At 68.2% G+C, this 17,769-nt stretch carries 14 protein-coding genes and 1 pseudogene; 3 read left to right on the forward strand and 12 right to left on the reverse strand.

Features of this window, described 5'->3' with window-relative positions; genetic code table 11:
- The first annotated feature begins 9 nt into the window (after positions 1-9).
- Positions 10-1,635 (forward strand): adenylate/guanylate cyclase domain-containing protein, encoded by a 1,626-nt coding sequence (locus AC30CM_RS20660; protein ID WP_490118781.1) that lies wholly within the window; start codon positions 10-12, stop codon positions 1,633-1,635.
- Between the two features lie 141 nt (positions 1,636-1,776).
- Here AC30CM_RS20660 and AC30CM_RS20665 read toward each other — a convergent pair whose 3' ends face one another.
- The 7 genes from AC30CM_RS20665 to AC30CM_RS20695 all read right to left on the reverse strand — a co-directional run bounded on the left by AC30CM_RS20665 (position 1,777) and on the right by AC30CM_RS20695 (position 11,630).
- Positions 1,777-2,148, reverse strand: coding sequence for a hypothetical protein (locus AC30CM_RS20665; RefSeq protein ID WP_490118794.1), 372 nt, complete (start codon positions 2,146-2,148; stop codon positions 1,777-1,779).
- Between the two features lie 367 nt (positions 2,149-2,515).
- On the reverse strand, positions 2,516-3,493 hold the full coding sequence (locus tag AC30CM_RS20670; protein WP_490118782.1) for a hypothetical protein: 978 nt from the start codon (positions 3,491-3,493) through the stop codon (positions 2,516-2,518).
- Between the two features lie 506 nt (positions 3,494-3,999).
- Entirely contained in the window at positions 4,000-4,878 is an 879-nt protein-coding gene (locus AC30CM_RS20675) for a secretion protein EccK (protein ID WP_490118783.1), read from the reverse strand.
- A 1,572-nt stretch (positions 4,879-6,450) separates the two neighbouring features.
- Positions 6,451-7,428 (reverse strand): hypothetical protein, encoded by a 978-nt coding sequence (locus AC30CM_RS20680; RefSeq protein WP_490118784.1) that lies wholly within the window; start codon positions 7,426-7,428, stop codon positions 6,451-6,453.
- A gap of 310 nt (positions 7,429-7,738) precedes the next feature.
- Positions 7,739-10,564, reverse strand: coding sequence for a type I DNA topoisomerase (gene topA / locus AC30CM_RS20685; protein ID WP_490118785.1), 2,826 nt, complete (start codon positions 10,562-10,564; stop codon positions 7,739-7,741).
- 136 nt (positions 10,565-10,700) lie between these two features.
- The gene (locus AC30CM_RS20690) at positions 10,701-11,291 is read right to left on the reverse strand and encodes a hypothetical protein (protein WP_490118786.1); all 591 of its coding nucleotides are present in this window, start codon (positions 11,289-11,291) and stop codon (positions 10,701-10,703) included.
- A 135-nt stretch (positions 11,292-11,426) separates the two neighbouring features.
- Entirely contained in the window at positions 11,427-11,630 is a 204-nt protein-coding gene (locus AC30CM_RS20695; RefSeq protein ID WP_490118787.1) for a cold-shock protein, read from the reverse strand.
- Between the two features lie 314 nt (positions 11,631-11,944).
- Here AC30CM_RS20695 and AC30CM_RS20700 point away from each other — a divergent pair, with 314 nt between their 5' ends.
- Positions 11,945-14,287 carry a DEAD/DEAH box helicase gene (locus AC30CM_RS20700; protein WP_490118788.1) on the forward strand — a complete coding sequence of 781 codons (2,343 nt, stop codon included), beginning with the start codon at positions 11,945-11,947 and terminating at the stop codon, positions 14,285-14,287.
- 311 nt (positions 14,288-14,598) lie between these two features.
- Positions 14,599-15,630: a PAS domain-containing protein gene (locus tag AC30CM_RS20705; protein WP_490118789.1), complete on the forward strand. Its 1,032-nt coding sequence runs from the start codon at positions 14,599-14,601 to the stop codon at positions 15,628-15,630.
- Positions 15,631-15,660: 30 nt separating this feature from the next.
- Here the strand turns inward: AC30CM_RS20705 and AC30CM_RS20710 are convergent.
- The 5 genes and pseudogenes from AC30CM_RS20710 to AC30CM_RS20730 form a co-directional block, all read right to left on the reverse strand.
- Positions 15,661-15,966, reverse strand: a pseudogene (locus tag AC30CM_RS20710) (Rv3654c family TadE-like protein); the annotation flags it as partial.
- 7 nt (positions 15,967-15,973) lie between these two features.
- A complete protein-coding gene (locus AC30CM_RS20715) occupies positions 15,974-16,291 on the reverse strand; it encodes a TadE family type IV pilus minor pilin (protein WP_490118795.1) in 318 nt (105 codons plus the stop codon).
- Positions 16,288-16,491: a DUF4244 domain-containing protein gene (locus tag AC30CM_RS20720; protein WP_490118796.1), complete on the reverse strand. Its 204-nt coding sequence runs from the start codon at positions 16,489-16,491 to the stop codon at positions 16,288-16,290. Before AC30CM_RS20720 ends, AC30CM_RS20715 begins: the two co-directional genes overlap by 4 nt.
- Before the next feature lie 63 nt (positions 16,492-16,554).
- Positions 16,555-17,115 carry a type II secretion system F family protein gene (locus tag AC30CM_RS20725; protein WP_490118790.1) on the reverse strand — a complete coding sequence of 187 codons (561 nt, stop codon included), beginning with the start codon at positions 17,113-17,115 and terminating at the stop codon, positions 16,555-16,557.
- A partial coding sequence (locus tag AC30CM_RS20730; RefSeq protein ID WP_490118791.1) for a type II secretion system F family protein occupies positions 17,112-17,769 on the reverse strand: 658 nt, incomplete at its 5' end. The genes AC30CM_RS20730 and AC30CM_RS20725, both read right to left, overlap by 4 nt.

Here is a 17,769-nt window from a genome sequence, read left to right on the forward strand (position 1 = left end):
GGTTGACGCGTGACCACGCTGGCCCAGCCGATCGGACGAATCACGGGATTCGTCCGCTGGGTCGCGCGCACGCCGTGGCCGGTGTTCACGCTGGGCATGCTGCAGGCCGACATCATCGGCGCGCTGTTCGTCCTGGGCTTCCTGCGGTTCGGGCTGCCGCCCGAGGACCGCGTGCAGTTGCAGGACCTGCCGCTGGTCAATCTGGCGATCTTCCTGGGCTACCTGTTCGTCTCGTTCACCGTGGGCGCCTATCTGACGCTGCGTCTGCTGCTGCCAGTCATTCGCTGGCAGCGCCGCGACACCCTGCTGGGCGACGGCGACGCCGGCGTCACCGAACTCGCGCGCGCCCGGGCGCTGCGCATGCCGTGGTACCGCTCGCTCATCTCGGTGTCGAACTGGTGCCTGGGGTCCATCGTGTTCATCGTGGCGAGCTGGCCGGTGGCCAGTCGCTCGGCGCCCGTGGTCGCGGTGGCGTCGGCGTTGGGCGCCACGGCGACCGCCATCATCGGCTACCTGCAGTCCGAGCGGGTGCTGCGGCCCGTCGCGGTGGCGGCGTTGCGCGGCGGCGTGCCGACGAACTACCGGGCGGCGGGCGTCATCCAGCGGCAGATGCTGACGTGGGTGCTGTCGACGGGCGTGCCGATCCTGTCGATCGTGCTGGCGCTGGTGGCCAGCCGCTACGAGATCCTCACCGCGCCCGCCGACCGGCTGAACACGCCGTTGCTGTTGCTGGCCATCGCGGCGCTGGTGATCGGTCTGGCGGGGACGCTGCTGGTGGCCATGTCGATCGCGGACCCGCTGCGGCAACTGCGGTGGGCGCTGAGCGAGGTGCAGCGCGGCAACTACAACGCGCACATGCAGATCTACGACGCCAGCGAGCTGGGCCTGCTGCAGGCCGGGTTCAACGACATGGTGCGAGATCTGGCCGAGCGGCAGCGGCTGCGGGACCTGTTCGGCCGGTACGTGGGCGAGGACGTGGCCCGGCGGGCGTTGGAGCGCGGCACCGAGCTGGGCGGCCAGGAGCGCGACGTGGCGGTGCTGTTCGTGGACCTGGTGGGGTCGACGCAGCTGGCGGCGACGCGGCCGGCGGCCGAGGTGGTGAGCCTGCTCAACGACTTCTTCCGCGTAGTGGTGGACACGGTGAACCGGCACGGCGGGTTCGTCAACAAGTTCCAGGGCGATGCGGCGCTGGCGATCTTCGGGGCGCCCATCGAACATCCGGATGCGTGCGGCGCCGCCCTGGCCGCCTCCCGCGAACTGCACGACGACCTGATCGTGGTGCTGGAGCAGACGGAGTTCGGCATCGGCGTCTCGGCGGGCCGGGCCATCGCGGGCCACATCGGCGCGCAGGCCCGGTTCGAGTACACGGTGATCGGCGACCCGGTGAACGAGGCCGCGCGGCTGACGGAGCTGGCGAAGCTGGAGGAAGGCCACGTGCTGGCGTCGGCGATCGCGGTCAGCGGGGCGCTGGACGCCGAGGCGCTGTGCTGGGACGTCGGCGAGATCGTGGAACTGCGCGGCCGCATCGCCCCGACGCAACTCGCGCGCCCGATGACGCTGGTGAAGCCGCCGCGTCGGGATGGGCGCGTGGTTTCCGGGAGTGACGTGCCGGTGTCGGACGCCGAGGTGCAGTAGGGGGCCTCTCCGGATGTGGAGGCCGCTCGAGTGTGCGTCTCGTGACGCTTCCCCGGCGTGTCGCGTCGTCAGATGCACACTCGGCGGCGGGCGTGCGTCGAATGTGGGGGTTCTCGTCGCGAAATCGGCGTGTCGCGTCACTCAACCCGCACACTCGACGGCGCGTCGAACCGTCGCGTCGCTATCGATCGCCTTCCACATCAGCACCGAGAGGTGTTGCCAATACAGCCAATCGACGATGGCCACCCGCTGCGCGGCCGCCTCGGTGGCCACGTGTGCGCGACGCAGCGCGAGTTCGTGAGCGTGCTCGACGTAGATGATGAAGGCCTGCAGATGAATGCCAAGACGCTCTGGAGTCGCACTCATCAACGGCTTGATCAGCTCAAACCACCGAGCATTCGACTTGTGCTGCTGCGGCCCACGGGTATCCGCAAGCGTGGGCGGCGACAACTCCATCGACGCGGCGTCCGGCACCGCCGACAGGCGTGCCGCCGCCTGCGGAGAGCACCCAATTGACTTCTCAAGTCGTCAACCCACGCCTTGCGCAGCGTTCGAGATCGCGACGAGGTCAGACATCCCTCACGTGATCGTGAGACACGCGTAGCGATGAAATGGCGGTGCCTCACCAATCCTTGAGTCGATATCGCTCATCTTTGAACAGCTGCTGCTTCGCCGTCACTCCCAACAATTCTGCCATCAAGAAATTGCGTCTGACGACATAGAAAAATTTTTTTAATCTGCCCATATAGCACGCTAATAGCCCTACCGAGGGCGGCAGAGGAGATGCGTAACTCGACTCGCCCGACTCTGATCAAGCTTCAAGCGAAGTAGTTATGCCACCGCGGTCAGGCGCGGTTGGACGGCCAACGCTCACCAGAATTTACCTGTTCATAGCCTGACAAGCCGCGGATATGGCATTAGCAATGCGGAAGCCAGTATAAACGAGCCACCCGTCGGATTCGACATAGTCCTCGCCTACTTGAACGTAAGCCTGGATATATAACGACGATGTCCGAGCAAAGTCCACGAACGGCGGATTGTCACTCCGATCAGCCGCCTTATTCATACTGTCAATCAGCGACGTCAACTGCGACCGAGCACGCTGCTCAACGGCTTTCCTCTCTGGCGGCCATTGTGAGCCGGGAAGGCCCCCGTCTCGGTTTTGCCATTCAGGCGACGACTGACTGTTGAACTCGTCCAGCGCCGATGTCAGCTCGGTACATGCGCCATTAGCGGAAGTGACGAATGGCTGGACATCTGTTGCTTCCGCGGAGGGTTCAGCAGTTATATCAGGTGCGTCTGGCGACTTGACGAGCAAAGACCTACTCGTAGCGCCTGATTCGATAGTGTTGCAGATTCCCGACAAGGCATTGCCGACGCTAACAGAAGCGGATGCGAAGTAGTTGTCAAAAGGAATGTAGTTGTCAACGCTCTTCACGTAAAGCGCATTGAACGCGACGTACTGTTCGTACAATTCGCGGACGACCCTATTCGGAGTTTTCCTGATAAGTGGCGCGATTTGAGAAGACGCATTTTTAAAGGCTGTGACGACCGCTTCGACCTGTGTTTTTTGGTCTGCTGTCCACATAGGTAAAGGTCCGAGCGACGACCGCCCGTCGGACCAGCCCTTCGCCTGTGCGGCTGCGACGCCATTACTAATTGAGATGTAGGCATCACACGTCGGCTCATCGGTAATGATGGAAACCGGCCCCGTGTCACTGGCACTGGCGATGTCCGAGGCAGCCCCCGACGTCGGCGTCGACCCACCACCACCGGAACCACGCGTGAACAACAACGTCGCACCCACGCTGATCCCGATCACCAACAGCACCGCCACGGCAATCAACAGCCACTTCATCGACCCGCCCGACGAACCCCCACCCGAAGGGCCGGACGGACCCGAAGGACCACCAGGCCACTGCCCCTGCGGCCCCTGCGGAGGCGGCGGATACCCGCCGCCCGGAGCACCATGCTGCCCGTACCCCTGCTGAAACCCCGGCGGCGGCCCAAACGGCCCACCAGCGCCACCCGGCCCATCCGACGGACCAGCGGGGCCGTTCCAGCCTCCCTGCGGCGGCACGCTCATGAGCGCACCCCCACACTCGCTGCCGACACGTCCGAACCCCCACCCGATCGAATGCGCACGTGGCGAAGTTTACCGACGCCCGATCATTCCAGCGCAGATCACGCAAGCACTCGCGAACGCGCGGACTTCGGCGGCCACAGACGATTCGTCACCACACAGTGGCGAAGTGTCCCCGGGTCGGCGTCATTCATGCGCGCGTAGCCAACCCGACTTCGAATCTGGATCCATCGACACCCCAACGGCGTGTCGCGCCGTCAGATGCACACTCGACGGGCGCGTCAGACCTTGGCGTCGCTGTCGGTGGCCTCCCCCATCAACACCGAGAGGTGTTGCCAATACACCCAATCGGCGATGGCCGCGCGCTGCGCCGCCGCCTCGGTGGCCACGTGCGCGCGATGCAGGGCGAGTTCCTGCGCGTGCTCGGCGTAGGCCACGAAAGCCTGCAGATGAATACCGATACGCTCTGGCGCCGTACTCATCAACGGCTTGATCAGCTCGAACCACAACGCATTCGACTTGTCCTGAGGCCCGCTGGCATCCGCAGGCGCAGGCGGCAACAGCTCCATCAGAGCCGCATCCGGAACCTCGGCAAGGCGTGCGGCCGCCTGCGGAGAGATGACCGTCAGACGCGAACGCCCCTGCATCTGGCCGGATTCGGGAATGTCATCGGGCTTGAGGACGATCTTCGCAGCACCCGGATCGAAACTCGCGAACTGCTCCTCGGTGGCGATCACGGCCCGCAGCTTCTGCTCGTGGGCCTGCGCCCACCCCTGAATCGCAAGAATCGGATAGGTCGCCCACCGCGCACGTTCCGTCGGAAGAATCGACTCATCAGCGGTGGCCATCACCACCTGCTCAGGCAAGTTGACGCCCTCCGGGATATAGCCCAGCCCATACGAATTCGCCACGACGATCGCACCGTCAGCGGTCAGACCGGTGACCCAGAAGAACCCGAAGTCCGCCACACCGATGTTCAACGCGGCCGCAATCCGACGCGCCGCGATCAACGCCGCGTTGCCGTTGTTGCGCTTGCGTCCCATCGCCCCACCCGCGGCCGCCGACGAAATAGCGTCGCGCTCCATCCGCGCGGCCGACACCGGCACCGGCGCCGCACCAGCCGCAGCCGAATCGACCCTGCCAGTCGACGCCGGATTCACGCCAGGACCACCGGTACCGGCCGCGGACGCCGCGGCGGCCCCTCCGCCACCCGGCGCCGACGGAGCGGCAGGAGTCGGCGTCGCGGGAGCACCCAACGGCATCGCCGGCGCACCCGACATCGGCGGCGCACTCGGCATCCCACCACCACCAGCACCACCACCAGCGCCCAGCCCACTGCCCCCGCCGGCGGCCCCCCCAGCCGAAGCGCCCGCTGCACCATGGGAATTCGTGGTCGCCGCAGCCTGGTCGATGGGCATTTCGGGAGAGGTCACCGGAGGCAACGGACTCGCGGCGGCAGGCGCCGTCGGCTGAGCAGCCGCCGGAACGGTCGGATGCTCCATCGCCTTCGCCAAGTCTGGAGTCCCCGCCCCACGAGCGCCCGAATCAGCGCCACCACCCTGACCGCCGCCAGCGCCGGCACCTTCTTGGGCGTCCTTGGCAGCGTCGGATGAACCCGCTCGGCTGTCCGAGGTACCGGCAGCGCCTCCTGTTGAAGAGCTTGAACTCGGAGAGGATCCGCTGCCCGAAGAACTGCCGCCGCCTGACGCAGTAGCGCTACCGGTCGAGCCACCGGAAGTCTGCGAACCGCCGCTATACGCGGGCGTACGGGTAGCTGGCGCGTTTACGCTCGGGCCTCCGACCTGCGATCCATTGTCAGTGTGAGGCGTAGCCTGCGGACCACCCGGGTTCTGATAGATCTGGGGCGTAATTGAAGGAGGTGCGGCACCACGCGTAGGAGCCGCCGCGGCCGATCCTTGCGTCGGATCTCCGGTCTGCGTGCTGTTAGCGCCACTGTGGACACCCCGCGAAGGCGCAGTCTCGGTTTGACTCGAGGTGCTAGAACTCGATCCTTTAGGCTGGTCCGCATTCGCAGACGGGGCATCGGTCTTTTCCGCGCCCCCTATTGGCCGCTGCTGAACGATATGTTGTGGACTTGCGTTTTGATTTTCTCCAACCCCCCTCGGCGCATTCGAGGTTGTTTGCGGCACACTTCCGTTTTTTGGTGTTACAGCGGAGAGGGCACCTTGGCGGAGTTCATCTGACGTTGGCAGCGTTCGGCTCGAAAAAGAACTACCCGTCTTCACGGCCTGCGCGGCAGCAGATACGGTCTGACAGTTTGCCTGGAAGGCTTGACTTACGATCCAATCGACAGCCTGGTCTCGCTGCGACGAATTATCGAATTGAACGTCGTTCAAGCTGTCAATCGCAGCCTGAGCTGAGTCGCAAAGCTGAATAATCTGATTTTTAGCCGCCACCACCGTAGACGAAGCGGAGCTGTAAAAATCGCTCCCCGCGCGAAGACTGTCCGATAAGTTCCCCAGTCGCTCCACGTGAGACTGAACTGAAGCGTTCGCTGCGTTTGACGCCGAGCCAAACCAAGTTCGACCGTCGAAAAGCTTCGTCGAAGTGTTTCTCCAACCATCCAGCACAAAGTCCACTGACTTCTGCACAGCTATCAACTGCCGAGACTTCGAATCCAAAGCGCCTTCATCGATCTCAGGCCAAGCATCAGGCGGCCGCGTCATCCTGCCGCGTTCGCCGTCTGTCGGCCGAGCGATACTCATAACGAGCTATTCCTTTGGAGCGGCGCAAGCCGAGGATATGAGATTTGTGATGCGGAATGGCACGTAACTCAGCCAACTGTCGACGGATTGGTATCGATCGCCGATGCTCGCGTAAGCCTTGAAATAGATCGCCGCAGTCGAAGTGAAGTCTTCCAAGATCGGATCTTCGCTCGATCTGCCAAGTTTGTCGATATCGATAGCAAAAGCCTTGAGCTGGCCCTGCGCTGCCAATTCGAGCGCTTTGCGATCTGGCGCCCAATCTGTGGCCGGCACCGACGAATCCAATTTCTCCCATTCTGCAGTGTCGTCGGTGACTTGTTGCACCCGCTGGTTCCAAGAATTACACCAGAGAGGCGATCCCGTTGTCGCAAGAAGCCTTCCAGGGCTATCGCCGCTATGTAATTCGCCAACGCCTGAGGGCGGATCCGCAGGATTAACGGCAACTGATCGGTTTGCAGCACCAGTTTCGATCGCTCGGCAGATGCCGAAAATAGCTGAACTCGCGTTGACGTTCGCTGTGGCGAGTGCATCGTCGTCGGGAACGTAGTTAACCACGCTGTCCGCATACGCGCGACCAAACGCGATGAACTGCATGTACAGCTCACGCATTACCCGGTGCGGTGTTCGCTCAGCCAAGCCGACCATCTGGTCAGATGCGTTCCGAATTGCCGTCGCTACAGCATCGACTTGCTGCCGCTGTTCCGGCGTCCACTGAGAAACAGGTCCAAGCGTGCCACGGCTCTCAGCCCATCCGTTTCGCTGCGCGTCGCCAAGCGCGTTGTTGAGTCCGATGAACGCATCACACGTCGGTTCATCGGTAATGATCGAAACCGGCCCCGTGTCATTGGCACTGGCAATGTCCGAGGCAGCCCCCGACGTCGGCGTCGACCCGCCACCACCAGAACCACGCGTGAACAACAACGTCGCACCCACACTGATCCCGATCACCAACAACACCGCGACGGCAATCAGCAGCCACTTCATTGACCCGCCGGACGAACCCCCACCCGAGGGACCGGACGGACCACCCGGCCACTGCCCCTGCGGAGGCGGCGGCGGCGGCCCATACGGCCCACCAGAGCCAGCGCCACCCGGCCCATTCGACGGACCAGCGGGGCCGTTCCAGCCTCCCTGCGGCGGCACGCTCATGAGCGCACCCCCACACTCGCTGCCATCACGTCCGAACCCCCACCCGATCGAATGCGCACGTGGCGAAGTTTACCGACGCCCGTGCATTCCACCGTAGGTCACGCCGAACCATCCCGAACGCACCAATTTGCGCGCCCGCGATCCACTACGCCTTCTTGGCGGCCTTCTTCGCAGGCGCCTTCTTGGCAGCGGCCTTCTTGACGACCTTCTTCGCCGGCGCCTTCTTGGTGGCCTTCTTCTTCACCGGCCCCCGGGCCCGGCGATCGGCGAGCAATTCGGACGCCCGCGCGTCGGTGATCGACATGACGTCGTCGCCCTTGCGCAGGCTCGCGTTCGTCTCGCCATCGGTGACGTATGGGCCGAACCGGCCGTCCTTGATCACCATCGGCTTCTCCGACACCGGATCGACGCCCAGTTCGCGCAGCGGCGGCGTGGCCGCCGCCTGCCTGCCGCGGCGCTTCGGCTCCGCGTAGATCTTCAACGCCTCGTCGAGCGTGATGTCGAACATCTGCTCTTCGGTCGCCAGCGAGCGAGAGTCCGTGCCCTTCTTCAAATACGGCCCGTACCGGCCGTTCTGCGCGGTGATCTCCTCGTTGGTGGCCGGATCCACGCCCACCACCCGCGGCAACGACAGCAGCTTGAGCGCATCCTCCAGCGTCACCGTCTCGAGGTCCATCGACCGCAGCAGCGATCCCGTCCTCGGCTTCGGCCCCGTCGGCTTCTTGCCCTTCTTCGCCCCGGCCCCGGCGTCGCCCTCGTCATCCGGCGGCGCGGGCAGCACCTCGGTGACGTACGGGCCGAAACGTCCGTCCTTGGCCACGATTTCGTGACCCGACTCCGGGTCCACCCCCAGCGAGCGGCCCTCTTGCGGTGTCGCGAACAGCTTTTCGGCCAGCTCGAGCGTCAGCTCATCGGGCGTCAGCTCGTCCTTGAGGTTCGCGCGCTGCGGCTTCAGCTCACCCGGGTTGTCCGGGTCGGCGATCATCCGCTCCAGGTACGGCCCGTTGCGGCCGACGCGAACGTTGACCGCACGCCCCTCGTCGTCGTCGAACAGCTTGATGGAGTTGACCTCTCGAGCGTCGATCTCCTCGAGGTTGCCGCCCACCAGCTTCTTCAGCCCGCCGGCCCGCGCGATCGACCCGTCGACACCGTGCTCGCCACCGAAGTAGAAGTTCGACAGCCAGTTGGTGCGCCGCTCGTTACCCGACGCGATGGCGTCGAGTTCGTCTTCCATGGCCGCGGTGAAGTCGTAGTCCACCAGCCGACCGAAGTGCTGCTCCAACAAGCCGATCACCGCGAACGCCACCCACGACGGGACCAGCGCGCTGCCCTTCTTGTGGACGTAACCGCGGTCCTGAATCGTCTTGATGATCGACGAGTACGTCGACGGGCGCCCGATGCCCAACTCCTCCAACGCCTTGATCAGCGACGCCTCGGTGTAGCGCGCGGGCGGGTTGGTGGTGTGGCCGTCGGGGATCAGGTCCGTCGCGTCGACGCGTTGGCCCTGCGTCAGGTTCGGCAGCCGGCTCTCGGCGTCGTCGGCCTCGCCACCGGCCTGCTCGTCGACGGTCTCGACGTAGGCCTTCAGGAAGCCGGGGAACGTGATGGTGCGTCCGGACGCGTTGAACACGACCTGCTCACCCGTCCGCGCGGCACCCGAGATGCGCAACGACAGCGTCGTGCCCCGCGCATCGGCCATCTGCGAGGCCACGGTGCGCTGCCAGATCAGCTCGTAGAGCCGGAACTCGTCGGTGTCGAGGGACGCGTGCAGCTGCCCCGGCGTCTGGAACACGTCGCCCGACGGCCGGATGGCCTCGTGCGCCTCCTGCGCGTTCTTCACCTTGCGGGTGTACTGGCGGGCCGTCGGGTGGACGTACTCCTCGCCGTACAGCTGCCCGGCCTGGTTGCGCGCGGCGTTGATGGCCGACTCCGACAGCGTGGTCGAGTCGGTACGCATGTAGGTGATGTAACCGTTCTCGTACAGCCGCTGCGCGATGCTCATGGTGCGCTCCGAGGAGAACCGCAGCTTGCGGCCCGCCTCCTGCTGCAGCGTCGACGTCATGAACGGCGGGTACGGCTTGCGGGTGTACGGCTTCTGCTCCACCGACGACACCTGCAGCGCCACGCCCCGCAGGCCCTCGGCCAGCCCGGTCGCCGACGCCTCGTCGAGCACCCGCACCTCGTCGGGCTTGCGCACCTGCCCCAGCGAGTCGAAGTCACGCCCGCTGGCCACCCGCTTGCCGTCGACCTGGTTGAGCTTGGCGACGAACTTCGGCGGCGACGCCTCCGAGTCCGAGACGCTGGCGTCCAATTCGGCGGACACGTCCCAGTAGCCGGCGCTGCGGAACGCCATGCGCTCACGCTCGCGCTGCACGATGATGCGCGTCGCCACCGACTGCACGCGGCCCGCCGACAGCTTCGGGGCCACCTTCTTCCACAGCACCGGGGACACCTCGTAGCCGTAGAGACGGTCGAGGATGCGGCGAGTCTCCTGGGCGTCCACCAGGTCGTTGTCCAGGTCGCGCGGGCTCTCGGCCGCGGCGCGGATGGCCGGCTCGGTGATCTCGTGGAAGACCATGCGCTTGACCGGCACGCGCGGTTTCAGCGTCTCCAGCAGGTGCCAGGCGATGGCCTCGCCCTCGCGGTCACCGTCCGTCGCCAGGTACAGCTCGTCGACGTCCTTGAGCAGGCTCTTCAGTTCGGTGACGGTGTTCTTCTTGTCCGGGCTGACGATGTAGAGCGGTTCGAAGTCGTCGTCGACGTTGACGCCGAGCCGCGCCCACGGTTCGGACTTGTACTTCGCGGGCACGTCGGCCGCGGCGCGCGGCAGGTCGCGGATGTGGCCACGCGACGATTCGACGATGTAGTTGGAGCCCAGGTAGCCCGCAATCTTGCGCGCCTTGGTGGGCGACTCGACTATGACGAGTCGCCGCACTCTCCCGCTGCCGCTGCCACCGTTCTGGTCAGCCAACCTCGTCCACGCTCCACTTCATTTCGTTGCCGTTGTGGCTCGGAATACGTTCTCACATTCGCACCACAGCTCACGGCAACTGTCAATTTCGCACTCCGCCGCAGCGTACGCAAACCGGCTCACCTGGCGGAAGGCCTCACACTCGCGGCCACACCTCGAACGCTTCGGGGTCCTCCGGAGGTTCCCCCACGTTCTCTACCAGGCGCGATAGCCTCCTGCGGCCACTGATTCGCAGCGCCGGACGGGAGCCGCGGGTGCCGATCAGCGTCGGTGCGATTCCCACCCGCATCAGGGCGGCGGCCAGCGCCGAGTGCGTGTCGGGGGCGTGCGGGTCCAGGCCCAGGAGATAGCGGTCGGCCTCTGGCGCGCCGGCGGCCAGGGTCCAGGCCCGCAGCTGCCGCGGCCCCGGCAGCCACTGCGCGGGGACGGTCTTGACGGCGCCGCGCGTCCACTCGGCCGCGATGGTCGTCAGGCGCGGGTCGACCGCGGTGCGCACCAGCGGGGTGTGTTCGTCGGTGCGCGCGATCTCCGGCGTCAGGCCGGCCTCGGCGATCATCTCCGCGAGTGCCGCCGCCCGCCAGGTGGCATCCACCACCACGGACAGGCGCGCCGCCTGCTCGGGTCCGCTGCCCACCAGCACCGCCTGCCCGGGGGCGGCGAGCATCCCGGTGAGGTCGGTGACCGCGGGGGGCACCGACTCCGCCGAGAAGAAGGACAGCTGACTCACGACCCCGACACTAGGCCAGGCATGTGCGCGCAGCGTGACACCAGGCCGTGGCCGGGGCGTCCGGGAGCGAAAAGCGCAAGACCCCCGCAGCTCCGGAACGGATCTACGAGGGTCTGTGAGGTGCGTGCCGCCGAATCAGAGCGGGCGCACGTTGAGCGCCTGCGGGCCCTTGGGGCCCTGCTCGACCTCGAACTCGACCTTCTGGTTCTCCTCGAGCGTGCGGAAGCCGTTGGACTGGATCTGCTTGTAGTGCACGAAGACGTCCCCGCCGCCGCCGTCCTGCTCGATGAAGCCGTAGCCCTTCTCGGCGTTGAACCACTTGACCGTTCCCTGTGGCATCTTGGCGCTTCTTTCCTCTACTCCATCGGGTGCGGTCCACCGCCTTCGGTGGCCCGGGCCCGTTCCGACCGCCAATCCTTCGTGGAGTCGTTCGGAACGCCCGACCTGCAACCCTCGTAGAACCGCGGTCGCAACGACGTTCCTGCGAGTGGTGACACGAACACAGAAGCTGCGACCGGGACAAGTCAATCACGATCCTGGCTGCCACGACAGAGTTGCAACGTGTCCGTGGTGAACAATTCACCTGGGGTGATCTTCGCCGCGTCGGCCGGACGCGGGACACCCCGTCGACGACGGTCTAGGAGGGCGCCCCAGTGTCGGGTCTGTCAGCGGATTTCGGCCGCGAGTTGCTCGAGCGGGCGGTCGCGGGCGGCGATCCCGACGAGCACCCGCTGCGCCACGTCGCCGACCTGACGGCCCGCGGGGCCCGGCAGCGGCCCTGGCCCACCTGGGTTCCCGACGACGTGGTGGCGGCGTTCACCGAGCGCGGCGTCACCGAACCCTGGAGTCACCAGGTCGCCGCCGCCGACCTCGCCCACGAGGGCCGCCACGTGGTGCTCAGCACCGGCACCGCGTCGGGAAAGTCACTGGCCTACCAACTCCCGATCCTCACCGCCCTGGCCGAGGACCCCCGCGCCCGCGTGCTCTACCTGTCCCCCACCAAGGCGCTCGGCCACGACCAGCTGCGCGCCGCCCAGGCGCTGTGCGGCACCGTGGAGCGTCTCGGCTCCGTGGCCCCCAGCCCCTACGACGGCGACAGCTCCACGGAGGCACGGCAGTTCGCCCGCGAGCGGTCACGCTGGATCTTCTCCAACCCCGACATGATCCACCTGTCGCTGCTGCGCAACCATGCGCGGTGGGCGGTCTTCCTCCGCCACCTGCGGTACGTGGTGGTCGACGAATGCCATTACTACCGCGGCATCTTCGGCTCCAACGTGGCCATGGTGCTGCGACGGCTGATCCGGCTGTGCGCGCGGTACGCGCCCGACGACGCGCAGCCGACGGTGTTCTTCGCCAGCGCCACCGCCGCCGCACCCGCCGAGACGGCGTCGGAACTGCTCGGGCACACCGTCGCCGAGGTCACCGAGGACGGTTCGCCGCAGGGCAGCCGAACCGTCGCACTGTGGGAGCCGGCGCTGCGCACCGACGTCGTCGGTGAGAACGGAGCGCCGGTGCGCCGCACCGCGGGATCCGAAGCCGCCCGCGTGATGGCCGACCTGGTCGTCGAGGGTGCCCGCACGCTGACGTTCGTCCGATCCCGCCGCGGCGCCGAACTGACCGCGCTGGGCACGCGCGCCCGGCTGGAGAGCCTGGCCCCGGACCTCGTCGACCAGGTGGCCTCCTACCGGGCCGGTTACCTCGCCGAGGAACGACGGGCACTCGAGAGCGCCCTGTCCGACGGTCGGTTGCGCGGGCTCGCCACCACCAACGCGCTGGAACTCGGCGTCGACATCGCCGGGCTGGACGCCGTGCTGTTGGCCGGCTTCCCCGGCACCGTGGCGTCCTTCTGGCAGCAGGCCGGGCGGGCCGGGCGACGCGGTCAGAGCGCGTTGATCGTGCTGATCGCCCGCGACGACCCGCTGGACACCTACCTGGTGCACCATCCAGAAGCGTTGCTGGACAAGCCGATCGAACGCGTGGTGATCGACCCGACCAACCCGTACGTGCTGGGACCGCAGCTGCTGTGCGCGGCGACCGAACTGCCGCTGACCGACGCCGAGGTGCGCACCTGGAACGCCGAGGCGGTGGCCGCACGCCTGGTCGACGACGGGTTGCTCCGCCGCCGACCGTCGGGCTACTTCCCCACCCCGGGCGTCGACCCCCATCCCGCCGTGGACATCCGCGGCGGCTCGGGCGGTCAGATCGCGATCCTCGAGACCGGCACCGGCCGCATGCTGGGCACCACCGGCGCCGGCCAAGCGCCGGCGGCCGTGCACCCCGGCGCGGTGTACCTGCACCGCGGCGAGACCTACGTCGTCGACGACCTGGACTTCGAACAGGGGATCGCCTTCGTGCGCGCCGACGATCCCGGGTACAGCACGTCGGCGCGGGAGGTCACCGACATCGCGGTCAACGGGCCTGGCGAGCGCCGCAGCCACGGTGCGGTGACGATCGGGCTGGTGCCGGTGTCGGTGTCACACACCGTGACGAGCTACCTGCGTCGCGGGCTGAACGGCGAGGTCATCGACTCGGTGGAACTGGACATACCCACGCAGACCCTCGACACCATGGCCGTGATGTGCACCCTCACGCCGGAGGCGCTGCTGGCGCGAGGGCTCGACCCGCTGCGCTTCCCCGGGTCGCTGCACGCCGCCGAGCACGCCGCCATCGGCCTCCTGCCCCTGGTGGCCAGCTGCGACCGCGGCGACATCGGCGGGGTGTCGACGGTGACGGGCCCCGAGGATGGACTGCCGACGATCTTCGTCTACGACGGCTATCCGGGCGGCGCCGGCTTCGCCGACCGCGGATTCCGTCGCCTCGCGACGTGGTGGCGGGCGACGGCGGAGGCGATCGAGGCGTGCGAGTGCCCCGCCGGCTGCCCGTCGTGCGTGCAGTCGCCGAAGTGCGGGAACGGCAACGATCCGCTGGACAAGGCCGGCGCGGTGACCGTGCTGCGACTGGTGCTCGACGAGCTGGGAAGATCCGCCATGGCGTGAGGTGGCGCGCCCCATCCGTGGAGACGACCCACCCCTCGACGGTCGTCGACCACGGACCCCGACATGCCCACCGACCGCACCCGAGGTGCGGAGCGCAACGAACGCCACGACAACGCGATTCGTGCGTGCCTCCCGGCGGACCGGGCGCAGACGAAAAATACCTCTCGGCAAGGCCAAACGCAACCCATACCTGCGATTTCGCCCCGATCCGCGAAGGTCGGCAACCGGTGCGGCCACGCAATTGATTCGGATTTCGAAGCAGCTCCCGCGACCCAGCCGTCTGCCAGTTCGCGGGGTTAGGATCACCTTCCATGACCCACGATTGGCTGCTCGTGGAGACTCTCGGCGCCGAACCGGTCGTGGTCGCCGACGGCAACCGCACCCTGGACGCGGCGCCCATCACCACGTTCCTGCGGCGCAACCCCTACCTCATGGCCATCCAGACCGCGATCGCCGAGACCGTGCGCGGCGGTCAACCGCTGAGCAGCATCACGCCCCGACACGATCGCGTGATCCGCACCGAGGTGGTGCAGATGACCGACGGCACCATCCACGGCGTGCACCTGTGGATCGGCCCGCCCGACGAAGAGCCGCCGGTGCGCGTGATCCCCGGCCCCCTGAAGTGGGACCTCACCAACAAGATCGCCACCGACACACCGGAATCCCTGCTCAACGGCGGGCTGGACCCGACGGTCGAGACGACCCACGGCCGGGTGTTCGCCGAGGACCTGCCGACGCGCGACCTCAACGCGAAGGAGATCCAGGCGCTCACGTTCGCGATCCGACCGGAGCCCGGCGTCTTGCACTGCAGCACCTGGGATCTGGTCGACTTCGCCGGAGTCCCCATCACGGTGGGCTTCGTCGCGCGCATCGTCGTCGAGCCGGGGGGTGACCGTGAGGTGATCGTCTGCCGAGCGATGAACTGGCGCAGCGTGTCCGACGACGCCACCATCCGCATGGCCGACATGGGGGAACGCGTGCTCGCCAGCCCCGCCACCCCCGGCGTGCACCGCGTCATCGTCGACCTGCACACGTGGTCGCCGCTGAAGTGGCTCGACGAGCCGTGCCCCCTCTTCGACTGGCGCGAACGTGACCAGGAAACGCTGGTGCACCCCGGCGACGCCGACGAGATCGAGGCGATGCGCCGCGAGTTCACGTCGCACGCGACGGCCCGCGTGCTACGCCTGCCTGCCCACGGCGGCGGCTGGACGCCGATCCACGTGACGCTCAACCGGGTCGAACTGTCCGACGACGTGTACGCGGGTCTGGTGTCGCTGCGCCTGCCGACGCGCTCGGAGCTGATGGACCATCGCCGCCGCGTCCGGGCGGGCACGACACGCTAGGGCGTCCTCCTCCTCGACGGGCCCGGCACGGGCCTGCGCCCGGGCCACGCCGACACCCCAGCGACCCAGCCGCGCGATCACCTCGACCCGCACGATCACGTCCAGCCGGTCCACCCGGCAACTGGTCACCGCGCCGCGCATCTCGGCGGCGATCGACTCCGCCGTCGCGCATGCCGCCGACGGGCCCAGCGCAAGCGTCCCGGCGGCAGCAAGAGCGGCCAGGTCGGCCGCGCCCTGCGCCCGGTGCCGCGCCGCCACGGCCGTCCCCAAGGCGACCCCGGCCAACGCCAGGACCACCAGCGCCACCACCAGGACCGCGGCCAGCACCGTCGCCACACCGTCGTCATCGCCGGCCGGGCTCCATCGCGGCGACCGCCTCGGCGTCGACCACCACGCCCGGCAGCAGCGGCGCGGGCGCGCTGACCCGCGCCACCACCCGGTCGCCGTCGCGGCGCACCACGACCTGCGCCCCCGCAGGCCGCGCCACCGTCGTCGCGTCCTGTCCCCGGGCGGCCAGGCGCGCCGCCTCCCGCGCCGCGTCGACGCACCGCACGTGCACGGCCACCGCACCCACCCCGGCGATGCACAGCGCCAGCACGACGGCCAGGGTGGCCAGCGCCAGCGCCGCCTCGACCGTGACGCTGCCGGCATCGCCGGTCAGACGTTGGTGGTGAGCGCGCGGCTGATCAGGTTGGTGAGCGCGCCGACGATGGAGTCGCCGGTCACCACCGAGTACAGGATCGCCCCGAACGCCGCGGCGGCAATGGTGCCGATGGCGTATTCGACCGTCGACATTCCCGCCTCGTCGGTCGCCAGCAACCTCAACCTGGCACGCGTCCATCCGATCACGCTGTCCCACATGACATCTCCCCTCATGTCGTCCTCTCCCACACTCGGTGGCCGCGGACCGTCCGCGAGCCACGGTCACCACGACCCACCGCCCAGCACCTCACCGGCGAGGCCGATCACCACCGGCACGATGCCCAGGCACAGGAACGCCGGCAGGAAGCACAGGCCCAGCGGTGCGGCGATCAGGACGCCCGCCCGCTCGCACGCCGCGCGGGCCGCGTCGGCGGCGTCCAGCCGCGACTGCTCGGCGAGGTCGCCGACACCCTGCGCCAGCGCGGTCCCCGATGCCGCCGAACGCCGGGCCAGCCGCACCAGCGCGGCGACGTGCCGGTCGGCGGTCTCGTCGTCCGCCCATGCACGGGCGGGGTCGGCGCCCAGCGCCAAGAGGTTGGCGGCACGCGCCAACGCGTCGGCCATCGTCCGCGGGGCCGACGCGGCCGCGGCGGACGCCGCCCCGGAGACCGTCATGCCGGCGGTCAGGCACGCCGCAAAGACGTCGAGGGTCGAGGCGACGGCGAGCGGATCACCGGCGTCGGGGCGCGACGGCCGCCGAGGTCGCGTGGCGGGCCGCAGCCGGTCACCCCGGCGCCCACCGAGCAGCAGCGCCGCCGCGAGGAACATCGCCGCCCACGTCATGGCGCCACCAGCCCGATGATCCGGTCGGACCACGCCAGGCCCGCACACGCCAGCGCCACGCCGACCGCCAGCACCCAGCCGCCCATTCCCGCCGACAGCAGGAACCGCACCGGGTGAGCGCCGATCAGCTGGCCCAGCCCGACCCCCAGCAGCGGCAGTCCGGCCAGCACGGCGGCGGTGGCGCGCGCACCGGCCAGCCCGGCATGCACCCGAGCGGTGAACCGCTCGCGTTCGACGACGTCGCGGTGTGCGGTCTGTAGCAGCGTGGCGATGGCGAGGCCGTGTTCGTGGGCGAGTCGCCAGCACGCCGCCAGCCGCTCCCAGTGCGCCGCGGAGGCCACACCGTGCCCGGCATCGCGCAGGCCGACGGCGACGTCGGCACCGAATCGGGCGCGCGCGGCGACCTCCGACAGCACGGCCGCCACCGGGCCGTCGCTCTCCCACGCCGCGCACTCCAGCGCCGCCACGGGGTGCACCCCGATGCGCAGCTCGCCGATCAGCACGCCCAGCGCGCCCTGCAGCACCGCGGCCTCTCGCTCCCGCCGCCGCGCCGCACGCGCCGCGCGGCCGCGCACCACGACGGTGCCGACCACCATGGCCGCGGCAAGCGTCACCGGGACCGGCAACGCCAGCGCGGCCGCGAGGCCCACCGTC

Source organism: Mycobacterium sp. DHQP2018-32-09 (assembly GCF_058148405.1).